Here is a 16,880-nt window from a genome sequence, read left to right on the forward strand (position 1 = left end):
GGATGTATTAATCGTATAAGTGATATTTGCTGCGGATGCTGTCCCAATGGGCGCGGTCTCGCTCCCAATCGGCGAGTATGGCTTCTAAGGCCCCGTCTTCGTGCAAGGTGAGACGCACGCGATCGCTTCCGCTTAGAACATCAATGAAGTAATGGCTGCCCTCTCCTCCTGGCCTGACCCATTCGAACTGCTCGGGATGCGCTTCCATCACGGCGTGTAGTAGGTGAAGTCCGGTGGGGACCGCTTGGTAAGCATGTTTATCCGTAATGAACGTCATGATTCCGTTGCATAGCTCACCCTTATGCTTCGAGATGACCGGCGTGAAAGTTACCGGATGAAACCGAACCCCCGGAAGCGCCTGTCTGTTGAGCGTGCCGCATATGCCGCGAGCGCGGAGCCAGGGAGCGCCGACCATCTCGAATGGCTTCGTCGTTCCCCTGCCCTCGGATAAGTTAGTTCCTTCGAACAAGCAGTTGCCTGCGTAAACTCGAATCGTATCCATCGTCGGCATGTTCGGAGACGGCGGCAGCCATGCTAGCCCCGTATCCGGGTATTCCATGTCTCGCTTCCAATGCAGCATAGGGATGACCTGAAGTTTGCACGGCGTCGCCATCTGTTCGCGCACGAGGCCTGCGAACTCGCCGATCGTTAGCCCTGTCCGGAACGGCACCTTCCACGCTCCGACCATTGAATAGTAGCCTTCTTGAAGATAGCCGCCCTCGCTAGCTAGGCCGCCGAGCGGGTTGGGCCGGTCGAGCACGATTACTTCTACGCCGTGCTCGGCGCAAGCCTCCATCACATATACGAGCGTGGACAGGTACGTATAGAATCGAACGCCGAGATCCTGGATATCGAATACGATCGCATCGAGCCCTTGCAGCATACTCGAGGTCGGCTTGGAGTGCTCGCCGTACAGACTGTACACTTGAAGGCCAGTCTCTTCATCGGTTTCGTCCGGAATTTTAACGCCGGCTTGCCGCTCTCCGCGAATGCCATGCTCGCAAGCGAACAATACGGTCAGTTTCGCATCGCGCATTCCCGCGCACACATCGATCGTCGACCGGTAATTCGAGTCGATGCCTGTCGGATTCGTCAACAGCCCGAACTTCTTCCCTTTCAGCAATTGTTCGCCGAGATCCGATAGCCGATCGGCGCCGGATCTTACAGTCTGTGCCATTTCGCCCCGCCTTTCATGTAACTGCTTACATTTTTGGTATGCTCCGATTATAAAGTCTTAGAAATAAAATTTCAACAATTATTTAGTTCTGTGATATTTTTTATCTAAATCAATTCATATTCTCCCGAAACACGATTGGATTCTACTATTTTCCTCATGATCACATCGAAATCCATATCCAACTACTTCGATACTTCCTTGAAAATAAGGGATTGTACTCCACATTATAGTTTGAAATAAAATTTTAATATTTTCATATATCTATGATATTTATTTTTGCATATATGCGATTTATCGTATATAATTTTCGGTGAGCCATCATTTATTTGTTTATTTACAGCTGCATAGAGGAAGGTGAAATGATATGAAGGCCGTGATCGGCATTGATGGCGGGGGGACGAAAACGGAGGGCGTGTTGATGGACGGCGCAGGTACTGTGCTGGAACGAATTGTAACGGACGGTACGAATCCCCATGCCGTTACCTTCGAGACAGCACAGGCGCGAATCGCCGAGCTTCTTGATCGTCTGCTTGCCCCGCAGGGGCGGGAGCCGGCTGAATGCTCGGCAGTATGCCTTGGTCTAGCGGGCGTGGGCAACGAGTTGGAGAATGATCGCATCCGCGTATATCTGGAACATTATGCTCGCGAACGCAAGCTCAATTGCCGCTTCTTCGTCAAGAACGATGCCGAGGTCGCCTTGGCCGCCGTGCACGAAGCTCCCTGCGGCATCATCGTGATCGCAGGTACGGGATCGATTGTATACGGAGTCATTCCGGAAGGCAGCATGTACCGAACCGGAGGCTGGGGACATTTGCTCGGCGATGAGGGAAGCGGGTATTCGATCGGTTTGAAGACGCTTCAAGCCGCGATGCAGAGCCATGATGGAGTGCTCCCCCGCACGTTGCTTACGGAGCTTATCGTTGACCGGTATCGTCTTGCCGGTATCGAACAGTTGAAGACCTATATTTATCAGCCTACGATTCTGAAGCAGCATATCGCCGAATTCGCTTCGCTGTGCATTCAGGCCGGCGATCAGGGAGACTCGGTCGCACTGCGTGTTCTGGAGTCTTCGGCCCGGGAGCTTGCCGTTCTGACGCTGACGCTTCGCGCCAAGCATCCTTGGCTAACGGGTTCCGCTATCGCCTTATCCGGATCGATGTTCAAGCACAGCGCCGCATATCGGCTCTCGTTCGAGTGTCGGATCCGTCAGGAAGCCGAAGGCGCTTCCTTCCTGCTAGCGAATCGGACGGCTGCCGAAGGGGCTGCGAGGCTGGCGCTGCATTTGCTGAGCCGGTCCGCGCCCACCGCTGACTGACGAAATACATGAAGTCGAATGAACAATACAAATCACACGGAACGCATGACGCATGGAGGTACTTATGGATGATATCATCGGCTTCTTAACGACCGAGCAGCGCAACCAGAACACCAGGAAGATCGACCGGCAATCAACGGAACAAATCATGTATATGATCAACGACGAGGATCAGCGGATCGCAGAAGTGGTCCGGTCTAGCATTCCGCACATTGCGGCCGCAACCGATCGCATTGTCGAAGCATTCCGTCAGGGAGGCCGGCTGTTCTACTTCGGCGCGGGGACAAGCGGAAGATTAGGCATTCTCGATGCGTCCGAATGCCCGCCGACCTACGGTTCCGACCCGTCAATGGTACAGGGCGTTATAGCCGGAGGCGTACAGGCCATTCAAGAAGCGGTCGAAGGGGCTGAGGACAGCGAGGAGAACGGCGCACGAGATGTGGACCTGTACGGAGTGAGAGCCCAGGACGTCGTCGTGGGTATCGCGGCAAGCGGGCGGACGCCCTATGTGCTGGGCGCCATGCGGAGCGCTCGCGCCATTGGCGCCACCGTCATCGGCATCAGCAACAACGAGCAGTCGCCGATGCGGCCGCTGGCGCACCAGATGATCGAAGCCGTCGTCGGCCCCGAGGTCATTCTCGGCTCGACGAGAATGAAGTCCGGCACCGCCCAGAAGCTGATTCTGAATATGCTGACGACTGCTTCGATGATTCGAATCGGCAAAGTGTACGACAATCTAATGGTCGATTTGCAGCCTTCCAACGAGAAGCTGGTTCACCGCTCCAAGCGAATTATCAAGATGGCGACAGACGCGGACGATGAACGAATTGAAGCCGCTTACAAGAAAAGTGGGGGCCATGTGAAGACCGCGATCGTCATGATATTGACGGATACCGACTCTGATCAGGCTAAGCTGCTGCTGGAGCGCGCGGACGGTTTTGTCGCGGAGGCGGTTAAACGGTCGAAGACGAGGTGAGACGAATCGATGAATATGCATGAGCGATATGAACTGCGTCGGATCGTGAACGCGGCCGGTACGATGACTTATCTGGGTTCCTCGTGTGTCAGTCCCCGCGTCGCGGAAGCGATGAGTAGCATCCTTCCGGAATTCGTCGACATGCGGGAGCTTCAGCGGGCGGCTTGCGGCATCATCGCCACCGCGACAGGTTCCGAAGCCGGTTGCGTTACGGCGAGCGCGGCAGCTGGTATATCTGTTGCGGTAGCCGCCTGTATGACGGGGACGGATCTGTGCCTGATCGAACGGCTGCCGGATACGAGCAAGGATGATATGAAGAATGAAGTAATCGTGCTGAAGGGGCATGCCGTCGGCTTTGGAGCGAGCTTGTCGCAGATGATCCGCTTGACCGGCGCCGCCTGCATCGAGATCGGCACGGTTACGCAGGCAGGCGGATATCAACTGCGCGGAGCGATCGGCTCGCGGACGGCAGCCGTCGTCTACGTCGTCTCGCACCATACGGTGCAGAGCGGACTAATCGGGCTGCGGGATGTCTGTGCGATTGCCGCCGAGCGCGGTGTCCCCGTCATCGTGGACGCCGCGTCGGAATACGATCTGCGAGGATTTCTGGAAGCAGGCGCACAGCTTGTGGTGTACAGCGGCCATAAGTTTCTCGGCGGACCGACCTCGGGCATAATTGCCGGGGATCTGAGGCTCGTTCGCGCTTGTTATATGCAAGAGCGAGGGATTGGCAGGAGCATGAAGGTTGGCAAGGAGAGTATCGTCGGCATTATGGAGGCTCTGCTGCAATGGCAGGAGCGCGATGCAGGCGACGTGCGTTTGGAGGAGGAAGCGCGGATCGACTACGCGTTGTTGCATTTAGGAGCGCTGCGCGGCGTTCGTGTAGAACGGGTTGCCGATCCTACTGGGAATCCGATTACCCGGTTACAAGTATGGCTAGACCCAATGGTATGCGGGCTGAGCGCATTCGAACTGAGCAACTTGCTCAGCGCCGGCGAGCTGAGCGTCCGCGTCCGCGCGCACGAGGCCGAGCTCGGATTCTTCCAGATCGACCCCTGCAATTTAAAGGCTGGGGAGATCGAACTGGTCTGTTCACGTATTACGGAGCTGTTGGCGAATCCGTCGCGGCCGGAGTTGCCGACGCGGAATGCAACCGATTTTGGATATCTATCCCTGCTGCGGTGGCCAGACTGATACAGGGAATGCAAAACTTTGGAGGATATTTATCATGGCAAAGCAACTCTTGCTCAGGAACGCCAAGCTTATCGGTTTCCCCAGCGCCGTAACGGGCGGCGCGGCGAAGGACGCGGTCGATATCGCGATCAACGCGGACGGTGTTGTGACGGCAGTCGGATGCAGGTTACCAGCCGAGGCAGGAGCGCAGATTATCGATCTGAAGGGCGGCTGGCTGTCCCCCGGTTGGATCGATCTGCACACCCATATCTACTATGGGGTGTCGAACATTTCGCTGCGGGCGGACGATATCGGCCCGCGAACCGGCGTAACGGCGCTTGTTGACGCCGGTAGCGCCGGGCAAGCGAATTACATCGGATTCCGCGAATATATCGTTAAGCCTAGTTCTTTTCCGATCTTCGCTTTCATCAATCTCGGCTCCATCGGCCTAACGTTCGCGAGCCAAGTCAGCGAACTGGACAATCTGGATAAGCTCGACCTCGATCTGATGATGGCGTGCATCGAGCAGAACCGCTCTACGATCAAAGGGATCAAGCTGCGGGCGAGTGGAGTCATCATGCGCGGCATGGGCATCGAGATCGTCCGGGTCGCCAAACGCGCGGCAGACGAAGTCGGCCTTCCGCTTATGATTCATGTCGGGGAACCGCTTCCGCTGTTAGAGGATATATTGCCCGAGCTAGGCGCGGGCGATATCGTTACCCATTGCTATCATGGTAAGCGTTGGGGCTTGTTCAACCGGGACGGCATCATCAGGGAAGCGCTGGATGCTCGGGAGCGAGGAGTCTTGTTCGATGTGGGGCACGGTGGTGCGAGCTTCAGTTTCGACGTGGCGGAACGCGCGATCGCCCTCGGCTTCAAGCCGTTCTCCATCAGCACTGACCTGCATGCCCGCTGCGTGAGCGGATTGGTAGGGGATTTGCCCACGACGATGTCGAAGCTACTGTCCGTGGGGCTTACTTTGGAAGAAGTCATTCAGTGCGTGTCGGACCAACCGGCGTCCGTCGTCGGTCTTGAACGATTCTCGCATGGACTAGTCGGTTGCACTGCCCGATTTACCGCCTTCTCGCTCCGGCACGACGGTATCCGCGTGCGCGACTCGCAGCGGAACGAACGCGATTTGGCTGCGTTTATCTATCCCGAATATGCGATTATCGGTCCGGAGGCGGTACGGTCGGGGAGCAATACGGTTAACCCACTGCATACGGACCGATGAACGCCGAAACAATAAACACTGCGTTGTAGGAGATAACGAAAAATAAAGCACCCTAAGGCGTAATATATCCGATATTCCCAATGGAGGAGATTTATCCTTTTCCGGCGTTACAGCTCCCTCTTACCTGTAAGCATCGCGTAATTCTCTATCACCTGCCGCGGTGCAGGATTGACAATCTCGTACAGGAATACATTCCCATAACCGGCATCCTCCAGCGCAGACAGCACTTCTGCCCACTGAATGATGCCTTTGCCAGGCATCCAGTGTCGCTCATCGATCCCATCGTTATCGGATATATGAGTCGTTCTGATCCGCGAGCCAAGCCGGCGTATGAACGCCTCGGGTGCCTCCTTAAACAAATGATTCACATCGCAGCATATCCCCAGCCCGGGATGATCGGGCAGCAAATACTCCATCTCCTCGGCAGAGTTTCCCAGACAAGTACGAGGCAAACATTCCACCGCCAGCACGATACCGCGAGCAGCGGCTTCGACGGCCAGGAGCTCAAGTGTTTCTCTGCAGGTTTCTAGGCGCAGCGGTCTTTCCGCATCAGCGATCGGTTCCCAGCTCGGATGGAATACAGCCGTATGGATGCCCCATTCTTGTGCGTACTGAAGAACCCGAGTTACGCTGCGTATTACCTGCTCTCGAACAGCTTCATCTAACGAAGAGGGATCCCACTCGGTGCCATACGGGATATGAATCGACCATACCTCGATGCCCAAGCTGCGTGCCGCTTGAATAACGTTGTCGCACTTTTCCTTCACGGTCGCATCGAAAATATCCAGTGACTGCCACGTTAGCTCGATGCAATCGATTCCCGCTGCTTTCACCTGCTGCAAATCCATGGGCATCTTCGCACTATAGGAGATGCCAACCTTCCATTTTCCCGCAGTAGTCAATTCCTTCACCTCATTCATTTGTATAATCGCATCTTCCAGAAAAAGTTAGGTTTTATAGCAAATATAGTATAGTCGACGCCCATGGCGGCGTAAAGCACAAGTATACTGTCCTGCCCTGTCCTGCTCTGCCCAGCCCAGCCCAGTCCTGTCCCACCCGCCCTGCTCAGCTTTTTTCTGGCCTCTAACAAAAATAAGCCACCCAGAAGACTTGAAGTCTCTGGCTGACCTATTAACAGCAGCGCATGCGGACACGAATACCGCAGCAGCACACCCTATCTATACAAATTCAACTACATGAACAACTTCATAATACGGAAGATAATCATCGCGAGTAAAGCCGTTATCGGGATCGTAATGATCCAGGACATAAAGATTTTTCCGGCCATGTCCCATTTGACGGCGGAGAAGCGTTTGGCGCTGCCAACCCCGAGAATGGATGAAGTAATGACATGGGTCGTACTAACCGGCAGATGCAGCAGCGTAGAAGTCAGAATAACGGACGCGGAGGAGATATCCGCTGCAAATCCGTTAACCGGATCGATTTTAAAAATCTTCGTCCCCATCGTCTTAATGATCTTCCAGCCGCCGACCGAGGTTCCGAGCGCCATAGCCGTAGCTGCGGAGATTTTCACCCACAGCGGAACATCCAAAGTATCCTGAAGTCCTGCTGCGACGAGCGCGAACGTCATGATCCCCATCGCCTTCTGAGCGTCGTTCGTACCGTGCGTGAACGATTGGAAGGCGGCGGTCAGGATTTGGCCTTTGCGGAAATGCTTGTTGATTTGATGCGGGCTGGATTTGGCGAATATTTTCTTGAACAGCCACATCACGATAAACCCGATCGAGAACGCAATAATCGGCGACAAAATAAGTGCCTTAACAATATCCGTGAACCCTGACGCATTAATCCCGCTAAACCCTTCTGAGCTAATTACTGCACCCGCAAGAGCACCAATCAGCGCATGGGAGGAAGAGGACGGAATTCCGAACCACCACGTGATAAGGTTCCATATAATCGCCGCGAGGAGCGCGGCAATGACGATCTCTACACCATGATCCAGCTTCGCCGGATCGGCTACACTGCCCCCGATTGTCTTCGCTACGCCCGTGAAGAGCATGGCGCCGATAAAGTTCATCGATGAGGCGATGATGATCGCCAATCGAGGTGATAATGCCCGCGTCGAGACCGAAGTCGCGATCGCGTTGGCCGTGTCGTGAAAACCGTTAATAAAGTCGAATGCCAGCGCCAGAAAAATAACGATACCAACTAAAACGTATATGTCCATGACCGTGGTCCACCTGCTCCTTAGCTGTTGCGCATAATGATTGTTTCAAGTGTATTGGCCACGTCTTCGCAGTAGTCGGTCGTCTGCTCCAGCCGCTCATATATTTCTTTCCGTTTGATCAGTTCAATCGGATCCGTAACCTTCGCAAACAAGCTCTTTACGCATACCCGGAGCAGATCGTCCGCTTGGTTCTCCAGCTCGTTAATGTGAATAGCGGGCTCGCGGATGGCAAGCAGCTTCTTCTCGGTAAGCAAGTAGATCGCTTTCTTAATTTGCTGCGCGCTGCGCACCAGGATGTCGGCAAACAACGTGATATATTCGTCATGCTCTTGAATGTGATACATCTCAAAACGGGACGCGCATGCTTCAATGCCGTCCAGCACATCGTCGAGCGATGTCGTGAGCTTCATAATATCGTCACGTTCGATCGGGGTGATGAATGTCTTGTTCAATTCGGTAATAACCGTATGTACATGGCGGTCGCATTTGCTCTCGTACTCTTTCATGGCCTTGGCAAATTGCGTTACATCCTTTAAATTCGAAACGTTCTTCGCAAAGTACTCGACTGCTTCAAGCAGTATGTCCGACATTGACTCCAGCGTCGTAAAAAAAATGTCTTTTTTCTTGAACATTTGTTATCCCCTTCACCCTCGTGCAAGATTAGCATTGCCGAACCATGTACACAAAACCGACAATATCTTACCATAGTATAACTTCCTTTTGTTAACGCATTGTAAAGGTTTTATGACATTTTCAAAAATAGTTTTCACAATTACGCTGTTTTTCCCCTGTCTTTCTCCTAGTGTTTTCTGTATGGACCGTTTTTAACCGCCTGGAAAATAAATATAACCAGCATAATTTCTTCAATTTTTTACCATTAAATTCTGTATTACACGCTCCCCATTGCAAAGAAACCGCCCGGCACCAAGCGCCGAGCGGTTTCCAAGCAGCTATCCCTTATAATCCCCTGCCTTGATGCGCCCTATCAGCAGCTAGCTGATTGTGATATGCTCCGCAAAAGTAGGCTTCATGGGTACGATATGATAGTAAGTCTTGCCGGGTACGAACGGCAGCTCTTTCCCATCCTTCATAATGCGGATGACGCCATCCCCGCTTCGTTCCCACGTGCAATCGACCGCTTGCCCAAGCTGCACAAGCATCGCAGGGCCGCCGGATTCCAGATCGATCTTAAGCCGGCCGATATCGTCATACACAGTTTGTTTGGCCCCCAGCACGACAATGTTCGTCGTGGTTAGCTGCTTCTCCGTCGTAAGGTCCGTGTGCGGCTTATCGTTGATTGACCGCGCGTAGAGCCGGGTCGCCGGGTCGTAGGCATACGACACCTTGTAATTTTTGAGGAGGAAGGAGATTCCTACCTGGGTCGCCGGCGATCCGCCAGCCGTTGCCCCCTCCTCTGCGAATGGATACACCGGAACAGGCACATCCGTCTTGTAGTTCTTCTTGTCCGCCCCTTGCCGCAGCTTCTCGAGATTGGAATAGAGATTATGCGGCGCTTTGCGGGATTTATCCCGCCAGTAATAGCTGCCCGCATTCGTAATCTCATCGAGATACGGCTTCTTCTGCTTCTGTAGAATTGCATAGGCATCCGGGCTGCCTCCTGCGTGGACGAGCAGCCCTCCATAGGTCTCCCCAAGCTCAATTAAATAAGGCCGGATGCTGCGTATAGGTCCGATTGCATCCGGGAAGTCGTCGCTCTGAAATATCGCCACCAGCCTTGTAATCCCGCCTTCAGCAAGCACTTCCCACACCATGTCGGCATGCGGCAGTCCCGATTGCGGCCGTGCCTTGGACATATTGTTAATCATGACGGCAATCGCCCGTTTATCGGCCGCCGTATCCTGCTTCAATCCAGTCAGCGGCGCCGTAAAATCAGGCTCGGCCGGGACAACTATTCCGTCATCCTCCGGTGCCGTTTCTACCGGCGGCGGCGCGATCACGTCTTCTACGGGTGGCTGCTGCTCCTTGCTGCTGCAGCCGGCCACAATGACCGCAAGCAGCAGGAGCGCGAATCCAAGTGCTGCCGTTATACGTAATCCTCTGCGGCTTGTTTCCCTCATGCGCATAAGTTCCACCTTTACTCATGTATTCGGTCATTTTTACCTACCCATATTAAACCACATACAAGGCCGGCTTGTCTGCCGATCTAAACGATTGGCATCCAGAGTTCGCCAGTTCCCCCCCCTCATTCTCTCCCTGATTCGCTTATCACCCTTTATACAAATAAGCCCGCATCCCTTCACTCCCTGCAAAAAGTTACCGGGGTTAAGAATGCGGGCTCACCACATACTACAATTCAAAAACCAGCATCAAAATAGGAGGTACCTTAAGCCTATGCCGGCATGGATGGAATGGATCAAACAGCACGGATTTGCAATTGCCATTGTCGTATTGGCTGCAGCCGCGATTGCCTACGTGGTGGCCAAACGCAAATCGCTGTTCTACAAAGAGTGACCGTCTTCCTCTCCGCTTGGAACCGTAAGCAGTGGAACCCGAATCGTTACGGTCGTTCCCTCCTCCGGAACGCTCTCCAGCTCGACCGTCCCCCCATGCAGCTCCACGATTTCTTTGCAGATGGCAAGCCCCAAACCGCTGCCTGCACGCTGACTCTCGCCTTTATAAAACTTCTCCATCACATGCGCTAAATCCTCAGGCGCAATACCGCAGCCGGTATCCGACACCGACACGCGCGCCATTCCTGCCTCCCGCTCGGCCGTTATCGTGACGGAACCGCCGCGCGGTGTGAATTTGAACGCATTGTCGAGCACATTGATCATCACCTGCTTCAACCGGTTAGCATCGGCTTTCACAAGCATCGTACTTTCCACGGTCAGGCGGGCCGTCAGGCCAATGCCCTCCCGTTGTGCTCTCGCCTCGTACTGCCTGACCGTCTCCTTGACCGGCGCCAAGAAATCGAGCAGCTCGGGATGCAGTACAATACTCTTCGCGTACAGCTTGGAGAAATCGAGCAGGTCTTCCACCAGACCCGACAAGCGGTCCGTCTCCCTGTCGATAACCGACAGCCCGAGCTGTACCTCCTCGACATCCGCCGGATCGCCGGAGGCAAGTGTTTCACTCCAGCCTTTTATCGATGTGAGCGGCGTCCGCAGCTCATGGGAGATCGATGAGATAAAGTCGTTCTTCAGCTTCTCCCTTCTCGTAATCTCCGCCGCCATCGTATTGAGCGTATCCGCCAGCCGGCCTATTTCGTCGCGGTCATGGCTTGCTGCACGCCGCGTCCAATTTCCCTCTGCCATCTGCTCGGCAACACGGGTCAAATTACGGATCGGACGCGCAATTCGATTGGCCAGCCATATACTCATGCCGAAGAAGAGCAGCACGACCACAACAGCCACGATGAGAGTTATCCAAAATAAGTTGCGCAGCGTAGCATCCACGCTTTCGAGCGAAGCCGTGTAACGGAACATAGCAACGACGCGCTGCTCCGATTTCAAGGGTACCGTAACAGCGGCAATCCGTTCATGCGTGGTTGGATCCACGCCCCGCCAGATGCCCTTCTCCCCATCAAGCGCTTGAATGACATCCGGGGTCGTCAGCTTTCGTCCAGCCCCCGATATACCGTCGGCATCCACGACTAACCCGCCTTGGTTATCCAGCAGCTGGAGATGCTCCACCCCATCCGTCATGTTCTGAAGCATGTACCGGGCCTTATCTCTCATCGTTTGATAGGCAAGGTTGCGGTTATGCAGCGTGACCTCTGTCTCCGCCCTCTGCAGCACCGAACCGACGGCGCTTCGATAGTAATAATTCCATACCAACGTAACGAACATGGAGCCGAGCAGCACAACTACAAGAACGATCAGCACACCGTAGCTCCACACCATTCGTGTCCGGAGACTGCTCATCGCCCATCGCTCCGTTTCCAGCGGTAGCCATAGCCCCATAACGTTTCGATAAATCGAGGGTCAGACGGCTCATCCTCGATTTTCTGGCGGATGCGCCGAATGTTAACATCCACGATCTTCAAATCCCCGATGAAGTGCCTGCCCCATACCGCATCCAAAATATCGTCCCGGCTAAGGCCCTCGCCTGCACGTTCCATGAGCAGCTTCACCAGTGTCCATTCGGTCGGAGTCAGCACGACCTCCTCGTCTCGCTTCCATAGCCGGCGCTCAGCTGAAGACAAGCGGAATATCCCTTCATGCAGCTCATTGTGCTGCCTGCGCAGATCCCCCTGAGACGGCATTGCACGCGGGCGATCCTCCATATCGGCGAAGGCCTTGGGATCGCCGGCTGCGGAACCGTTCCCCGTGGGCGTCGTTCCAACATACGTAGACCCCAACAAAGAGCCCGCTCCTCCTGCCGAACCATTGCCCTCTCCGTTACCAGCCTCAGTTTCAGACTCTGGTGCCGCCTTTACGTTATCGCTATCGCTTCCCAGACGGATGACGGGTATAGCTCCACCGCTCGCCATCTCGCCGCCAACGGAATGGATGACGGCACTTGATTCGCCTGATCGGCCAGCAGTCTCGCTTATGACGTCCGCCCTGTTCCATTCTTCATTCCGACGATCGGTTGCTTCCATGTCCCCGCGGACAATGCCATCAACGGATGCATCCCGATTCAATGCTGCAGGGCCTGATCCATCGACGCCCTCGTGCTGCATCGTTGATTCACCTGCTACTGGCGCTGCAGAGTCACCAGCTTTCGCACCCTCAGCATCCCCAGCCCCTTCCGGCCAAGATAAGCCTCCGGGCATCATACGCCGATGCAGTGCACCGAGCCGAGCGATCAGCTCGCCCGGACTGAACGGCTTCTGCACATAATCGTCTGCGCCAAGCTCTAGTCCGCGGATTTTGTCCTCTTCCTGAGATTTCGCCGTCAGCATGATGATCCCCATCCGCGGAAACTTCTCCCGCAGCTGCTCGCATACCTCGAAACCGCTGATCGTCGGCAGCATGACGTCAAGCAGCGCCACATCGAAGGGAGGATCGGCTTCATCGGCAAGCATCAGGGCCGTCTCTCCGTCCTCCGCCTCGGTTACGTCCATTCCGTTGCGCTTTAAGTTAATGCGGACAAATCCGCGTATCGCTTCTTCATCCTCTAGCAGCAAAATCCGCATAATGCCCTCCTTGCTCCATCCAACCCATTAATCTTCCGGAAGAAGCTTGAACAGCCGCTTCAACTCATTCTCATCCGGTTGCAGGCCGGTATACAGAGCCCGCTCCTCCTCGGTCCAGTCCTCCGACGGCTCTTCCCATTCTACCGCATACACGATCCCGCCACCTTTAACCAGCTCGGAATATTGCACCCCTTGATCCTGCCACGCCTGCTCCAAGACATGCCAGTCCGTAAGCGGTGTGCTATGGATAACGAACAGAGGGAGCCTCTTATCGGATGCCGCTTCGTATATGTCTACATAGAGCTGACCCTTCTCTTCGTCTTTGGGACGCCTCACTGTCACTTGATCGTACCACGTCTGAGGGAAGCGAAGCGCATACCGCCCGGCGTAATCCACATATTGCTCCATCACAACGTGAAAATTCGCCTTGCCGTCCCATTGCTTCCGCTGATCGATCAAGACCAGTTCACTCATCGCCGCATCGGCTGGCTGATCGAGTGCCTCCTTCATGATCTGAATATCCAGAATACCATCGTTGTTCTCATCCCCGCTTAAGGTGGAATAAACATTAAAGCTTCTGTCGTATTCACTACTGCTCCTCGACGGATAAACCTGGACAAGCCCTCCATTCTCCCAAGCAAGCATGATCGTCATGGAGGAATGAGCCCCCAGCCCTGCATCAGCAACCATCCCGTAACGGTTCTTAGCTATTTTGCCGACGACCAAGTTATAGTAGCCGTTAACCTCACTTGGCAGTGAGACAGTTTCCGTATTTGTGATCATACCCTGCTCCATCCGATATACATGCAGCGTCCTGTCCATTAACCCATAGAGCTGATCTTCCTTTGCTTGCTGCTCCTCCCGGATCAGGACGATCTCAGAGCGCTGGTTACCATCGATATCACCAAGCACCGCGCTAGTATACTCAAGCTCGGCAATTGGTTTCGGCGGCACCTTATAGTCCTTCTCCGATTGAATCTGGTATACATTCAAGATACCGTTCGGGACCATGTACTGTTTCCATCCAATCAACAATTCCGGCTGGCTGTCTCCGTCCAGATCAGCGGCATCGATCCAATCAATGCCATAGCCCGACGATTCGCCAAAGATAAACCATAATTGCCAGCCATCGCTTCCTTCTTTCAGTACGAGCACTTGCTGATCTTCCGAATCGGTTATGAACGTCACGATCGCTTCTTTGCGCCCGTCGCCGTCAATATCCATTTTCCGCACAGCGGACATGGCTTCATCTTGGTCCGGAAGCGAGAGCTTCGCCCGCGCCGGAAGCGCATCGCGGACAGCTGCAGCAAGTGCAGCATTCTCCGGTGTTTCGCGCGGTCCCAGCAATAGATCTGCGGGCGTAGCCGTATACTGGCATCCGGTTATCCCGAGCAAGCAGATGGCTGCTATTACGCGGAGCCCAATCCGTCTTACCCATCGTTGTCGCTTCACGTCCGGTTCGAATCCCCTTCCATCGCAGCCGGCACAAGGTCACCCGGCTAGGCGTTCGTAAATTATTTACTCGCTGCTTTATGCGCCTTCGCCGCAAGCAGCTCATCTACAGTTACGATTGTGTATCCTTTTTTCTTCAAATCGCTAATAATCAAGGGAAGAAGCTCCACTGTGTTCTTCAGATGGCTGCTCCCAAAAGAATGCATGAGCACGATTCCGCCCGGCTTTGTATTATTGTTAATGTTTTGCCGCATTTTCGCAACACTAACCCCGTTCCAGTCACGTGTATCGACCGTCCAGCCAACCAGCTCCCGGTTATTGTCCTTCATAATGGATTTGACCTCGGCCGATACCGATCCATAAGGCGCCCGTACCAAGTTTGGAACAAAACCGGTTGCTCGCTGAATCAATGTATCGGTCCACATCACTTCCTGTATAATTCGGTGTTCGTCCAGCGACGCTAAGTCGGGGTGTCGGTATGTATGATTCCCAATTGAATGCCCTTCTTTAGCAATGCGCGCGACCATCTCCGGATATTTTTTTACCTGCGTGCCAACGAGGAAGAAAGAGGCCTTAACTTTGTACTCCTTCAAAATATCTAAAATCGCCACCGTGTACTTTTGATCAGGCCCATCATCGAATGTAAGTGCCACCAGCTTCTGGCCTTTCTTCGCCTGATAATCTACCTTCGGTGCAGTGGGTTTCTCCAGTTGAGCATTCCCTTCCTTAGCAGGCACTTGATTGCCGCCGTTCGTGCCGCCTGACGTACCCTTATCGACGATTGTGCCTTGCCCGCCATTGTTCGGGCCTCCTGTGCCCTGCCCGGATCCATTCGACCCTGCGTTAGGCAAAGGCTGGCCATTGATGCTTCCGTTTACCTGCGGATCACTGCCGTTCAGTAAGGGACCGCCATCTATCGTGCCTACAACTTCACTGCTTGCCCACAGATGAAACCTGCTTTGTACGCTGCACCCGGCCACGAAGCCAATTATGACAATAATAATACCAAACGACAACAATCGTCGTTTCTTCCTAGCAGTAGTCATTTTCTCTCTCCTCATTCCATGCTTATATACACATGGTAAAGGAGTTTATCGCATAAGTTGTTACAAACTAGTAACATCGACGGTCCATTCGCTAGATTTCGACAGATCCGCGTCTACTCTATAATTCAAGGGCGAGATTCATAGTCATTTCATCCAAAATATAGGCTGCACCCGCGCCGATCCCGCAGGGTAAGTTGAAACCTGACTTCTGCCGTGTTAACGTTATATTACCGACTAAGTTTATTGGGAAATAACAATTGTCATAGGAGTGAGTCACATATGCCCAAAATCGCCAAGAACCTAACCGAGCTAATCGGGAATACACCCCTGCTGGAGCTGACTAATTATGCCGCTTCCAAGCGGCTGGAGGCGACCTTGATCGCCAAGTTGGAATCGTTTAATCCAGGAGGCAGCGTGAAGGACCGGATCGGGTATGCCATGATTAAAGATGCCGAGGATAAAGGATTGCTGCGGCCAGACTCGATTATCATCGAGCCTACCAGCGGCAATACCGGTATAGCGCTGGCCTTCGTGGCCGCCGCTCTAGGATATAAGATGATCATCACGCTGCCGGAAACCTTCAGTATTGAGCGCCGCAAGATCCTGCAGGCCCTCGGTGCAGAGCTTGTTCTGACACCCGGTGTGGAAGGGATGCGCGGCGCAATTGCCAAAGCGCAGGAGCTGGCCCAGACGATTCCCAATGCTTACCTGCCTCAGCAGTTTACCAACCCAGCGAATCCTGACGTGCACCGGCGGACGACCGCTGAGGAGATTTGGCGCGACACAGAAGGCGCCGTCGATATGTTCATCGCAGGCGTTGGAACCGGCGGCACGATCAGCGGCGTAGGCGGGGTATTGAAGGCGCGAAAACCCTCGATTCGCGTCGTTGCCATTGAGCCGCAAGAATCGGCTGTGCTGTCCGGCAACCACCCCGGCGCCCATCTGATCCAGGGAATCGGCGCAGGCTTCGTCCCCGACGTATTCGACCGGTCGGTTGTCGACGAAATTATGCCCGTGCGCGGCACGGATGCCATTGCCACGGCAAGGCAGCTGGCCCGAACCGAAGGTCTTCTCGCCGGCATTTCGTCAGGTGCGGCTCTCCACGCGGCTACGATTCTCGCGTCAAAGCCGGAGAATCATGGGAAGACGATCGTCGTCCTGCTGCCGGATACCGGTGAACGGTATTTATCGACCACACTGTTTGATTAACCGTGCTTT

The 16,880-nt window shown here is 54.2% G+C and carries 14 protein-coding genes and 1 pseudogene; 5 read left to right on the forward strand and 10 right to left on the reverse strand.

The genetic code is table 11. The annotated features are described in order from the left end of the window. Nucleotides 1-7 precede the first annotated feature (7 nt). Nucleotides 8-1,177 (reverse strand): exo-beta-N-acetylmuramidase NamZ family protein, encoded by a 1,170-nt coding sequence (locus NNL21_RS23175; RefSeq protein ID WP_204820672.1) that lies wholly within the window; start codon nt 1,175-1,177, stop codon nt 8-10. Nucleotides 1,178-1,541: 364 nt separating this feature from the next. On the opposite strand from NNL21_RS23175, the gene NNL21_RS23180 reads away from it, so the two are divergent. The 4 genes from NNL21_RS23180 (at nt 1,542) to NNL21_RS23195 (ending at nt 5,875) form a co-directional block, all read left to right on the forward strand. Then, nucleotides 1,542-2,492: a BadF/BadG/BcrA/BcrD ATPase family protein gene (locus NNL21_RS23180; RefSeq protein ID WP_204820671.1), complete on the forward strand. Its 951-nt coding sequence runs from the start codon at nt 1,542-1,544 to the stop codon at nt 2,490-2,492. Nucleotides 2,493-2,556: 64 nt separating this feature from the next. Beyond that, nucleotides 2,557-3,468, forward strand: coding sequence for an N-acetylmuramic acid 6-phosphate etherase (gene murQ, locus NNL21_RS23185; protein ID WP_204820670.1), 912 nt, complete (start codon nt 2,557-2,559; stop codon nt 3,466-3,468). A 9-nt stretch (nt 3,469-3,477) separates the two neighbouring features. Further along, nucleotides 3,478-4,662: a PLP-dependent aminotransferase family protein gene (locus tag NNL21_RS23190; RefSeq protein WP_204820669.1), complete on the forward strand. Its 1,185-nt coding sequence runs from the start codon at nt 3,478-3,480 to the stop codon at nt 4,660-4,662. Nucleotides 4,663-4,696: 34 nt separating this feature from the next. Next, nucleotides 4,697-5,875 (forward strand): amidohydrolase/deacetylase family metallohydrolase, encoded by a 1,179-nt coding sequence (locus NNL21_RS23195; RefSeq protein ID WP_204820668.1) that lies wholly within the window; start codon nt 4,697-4,699, stop codon nt 5,873-5,875. A gap of 107 nt (nt 5,876-5,982) precedes the next feature. On the opposite strand, the gene NNL21_RS23200 is transcribed toward NNL21_RS23195, so the two are convergent. The 9 genes and pseudogenes from NNL21_RS23200 to NNL21_RS23240 form a co-directional block, all read right to left on the reverse strand. Beyond that, complete coding sequence (locus NNL21_RS23200; RefSeq protein WP_204820667.1) at nt 5,983-6,795, reverse strand: sugar phosphate isomerase/epimerase family protein; 813 nt, start codon at nt 6,793-6,795, stop codon at nt 5,983-5,985. A gap of 272 nt (nt 6,796-7,067) precedes the next feature. Then, complete coding sequence (locus NNL21_RS23205) at nt 7,068-8,063, reverse strand: inorganic phosphate transporter (RefSeq protein WP_204820666.1); 996 nt, start codon at nt 8,061-8,063, stop codon at nt 7,068-7,070. A 20-nt stretch (nt 8,064-8,083) separates the two neighbouring features. Further along, a complete protein-coding gene (locus tag NNL21_RS23210) occupies nt 8,084-8,695 on the reverse strand; it encodes a DUF47 domain-containing protein (protein WP_204820665.1) in 612 nt (203 codons plus the stop codon). 360 nt (nt 8,696-9,055) lie between these two features. Beyond that, nucleotides 9,056-10,141 carry a DUF3048 domain-containing protein gene (locus NNL21_RS23215; protein ID WP_204820664.1) on the reverse strand — a complete coding sequence of 362 codons (1,086 nt, stop codon included), beginning with the start codon at nt 10,139-10,141 and terminating at the stop codon, nt 9,056-9,058. A 381-nt stretch (nt 10,142-10,522) separates the two neighbouring features. Then, the gene (locus tag NNL21_RS23220; protein WP_204820663.1) at nt 10,523-11,947 is read right to left on the reverse strand and encodes a sensor histidine kinase; all 1,425 of its coding nucleotides are present in this window, start codon (nt 11,945-11,947) and stop codon (nt 10,523-10,525) included. Then, nucleotides 11,944-12,804: a winged helix-turn-helix domain-containing protein gene (locus tag NNL21_RS36605; RefSeq protein ID WP_309145350.1), complete on the reverse strand. Its 861-nt coding sequence runs from the start codon at nt 12,802-12,804 to the stop codon at nt 11,944-11,946. Before NNL21_RS36605 ends, NNL21_RS23220 begins: the two co-directional genes overlap by 4 nt. Continuing rightward, nucleotides 12,796-13,164 (reverse strand): annotated as a pseudogene (locus NNL21_RS23230) (response regulator transcription factor); the annotation flags it as partial. The pseudogene NNL21_RS23230 and the gene NNL21_RS36605, both read right to left, overlap by 9 nt. 27 nt (nt 13,165-13,191) lie before the next feature. Then, nucleotides 13,192-14,616, reverse strand: a complete 1,425-nt coding sequence (locus NNL21_RS23235; protein ID WP_204820662.1) for an FG-GAP repeat domain-containing protein — start codon at nt 14,614-14,616, stop codon at nt 13,192-13,194. Nucleotides 14,617-14,678: 62 nt separating this feature from the next. Beyond that, nucleotides 14,679-15,662: a polysaccharide deacetylase family protein gene (locus NNL21_RS23240; RefSeq protein WP_204820661.1), complete on the reverse strand. Its 984-nt coding sequence runs from the start codon at nt 15,660-15,662 to the stop codon at nt 14,679-14,681. A 279-nt stretch (nt 15,663-15,941) separates the two neighbouring features. Between NNL21_RS23240 and cysK the strand changes: the two genes are divergently transcribed. Next, nucleotides 15,942-16,871, forward strand: coding sequence for a cysteine synthase A (gene cysK / locus NNL21_RS23245; RefSeq protein WP_204820660.1), 930 nt, complete (start codon nt 15,942-15,944; stop codon nt 16,869-16,871). The last annotated feature ends 9 nt before the right edge of the window (nt 16,872-16,880 follow it).

Origin of the sequence: Paenibacillus mendelii (assembly GCF_024498075.1) — a bacterium.
Taxonomy (GTDB): domain Bacteria; phylum Bacillota; class Bacilli; order Paenibacillales; family Paenibacillaceae; genus Paenibacillus_Z; species Paenibacillus_Z mendelii.

Coding starts and splice junctions, on each gene's coding strand:
- NNL21_RS23175 (WP_204820672.1), bottom strand. CDS start 1,177: ATGGCACAGACTGTAAGATCCGGCGCCGATCGGCTATCGGATCTCGGC.
- NNL21_RS23180 (WP_204820671.1), top strand. CDS start 1,542: ATGAAGGCCGTGATCGGCATTGATGGCGGGGGGACGAAAACGGAGGGC.
- murQ (WP_204820670.1), top strand. CDS start 2,557: ATGGATGATATCATCGGCTTCTTAACGACCGAGCAGCGCAACCAGAAC.
- NNL21_RS23190 (WP_204820669.1), top strand. CDS start 3,478: ATGAATATGCATGAGCGATATGAACTGCGTCGGATCGTGAACGCGGCC.
- NNL21_RS23195 (WP_204820668.1), top strand. CDS start 4,697: ATGGCAAAGCAACTCTTGCTCAGGAACGCCAAGCTTATCGGTTTCCCC.
- NNL21_RS23200 (WP_204820667.1), bottom strand. CDS start 6,795: ATGAATGAGGTGAAGGAATTGACTACTGCGGGAAAATGGAAGGTTGGC.
- NNL21_RS23205 (WP_204820666.1), bottom strand. CDS start 8,063: ATGGACATATACGTTTTAGTTGGTATCGTTATTTTTCTGGCGCTGGCA.
- NNL21_RS23210 (WP_204820665.1), bottom strand. CDS start 8,695: ATGTTCAAGAAAAAAGACATTTTTTTTACGACGCTGGAGTCAATGTCG.
- NNL21_RS23215 (WP_204820664.1), bottom strand. CDS start 10,141: ATGAGGGAAACAAGCCGCAGAGGATTACGTATAACGGCAGCACTTGGA.
- NNL21_RS23220 (WP_204820663.1), bottom strand. CDS start 11,947: ATGAGCAGTCTCCGGACACGAATGGTGTGGAGCTACGGTGTGCTGATC.
- NNL21_RS36605 (WP_309145350.1), bottom strand. CDS start 12,804: ATGATGCCCGGAGGCTTATCTTGGCCGGAAGGGGCTGGGGATGCTGAG.
- NNL21_RS23240 (WP_204820661.1), bottom strand. CDS start 15,662: ATGACTACTGCTAGGAAGAAACGACGATTGTTGTCGTTTGGTATTATT.
- cysK (WP_204820660.1), top strand. CDS start 15,942: ATGCCCAAAATCGCCAAGAACCTAACCGAGCTAATCGGGAATACACCC.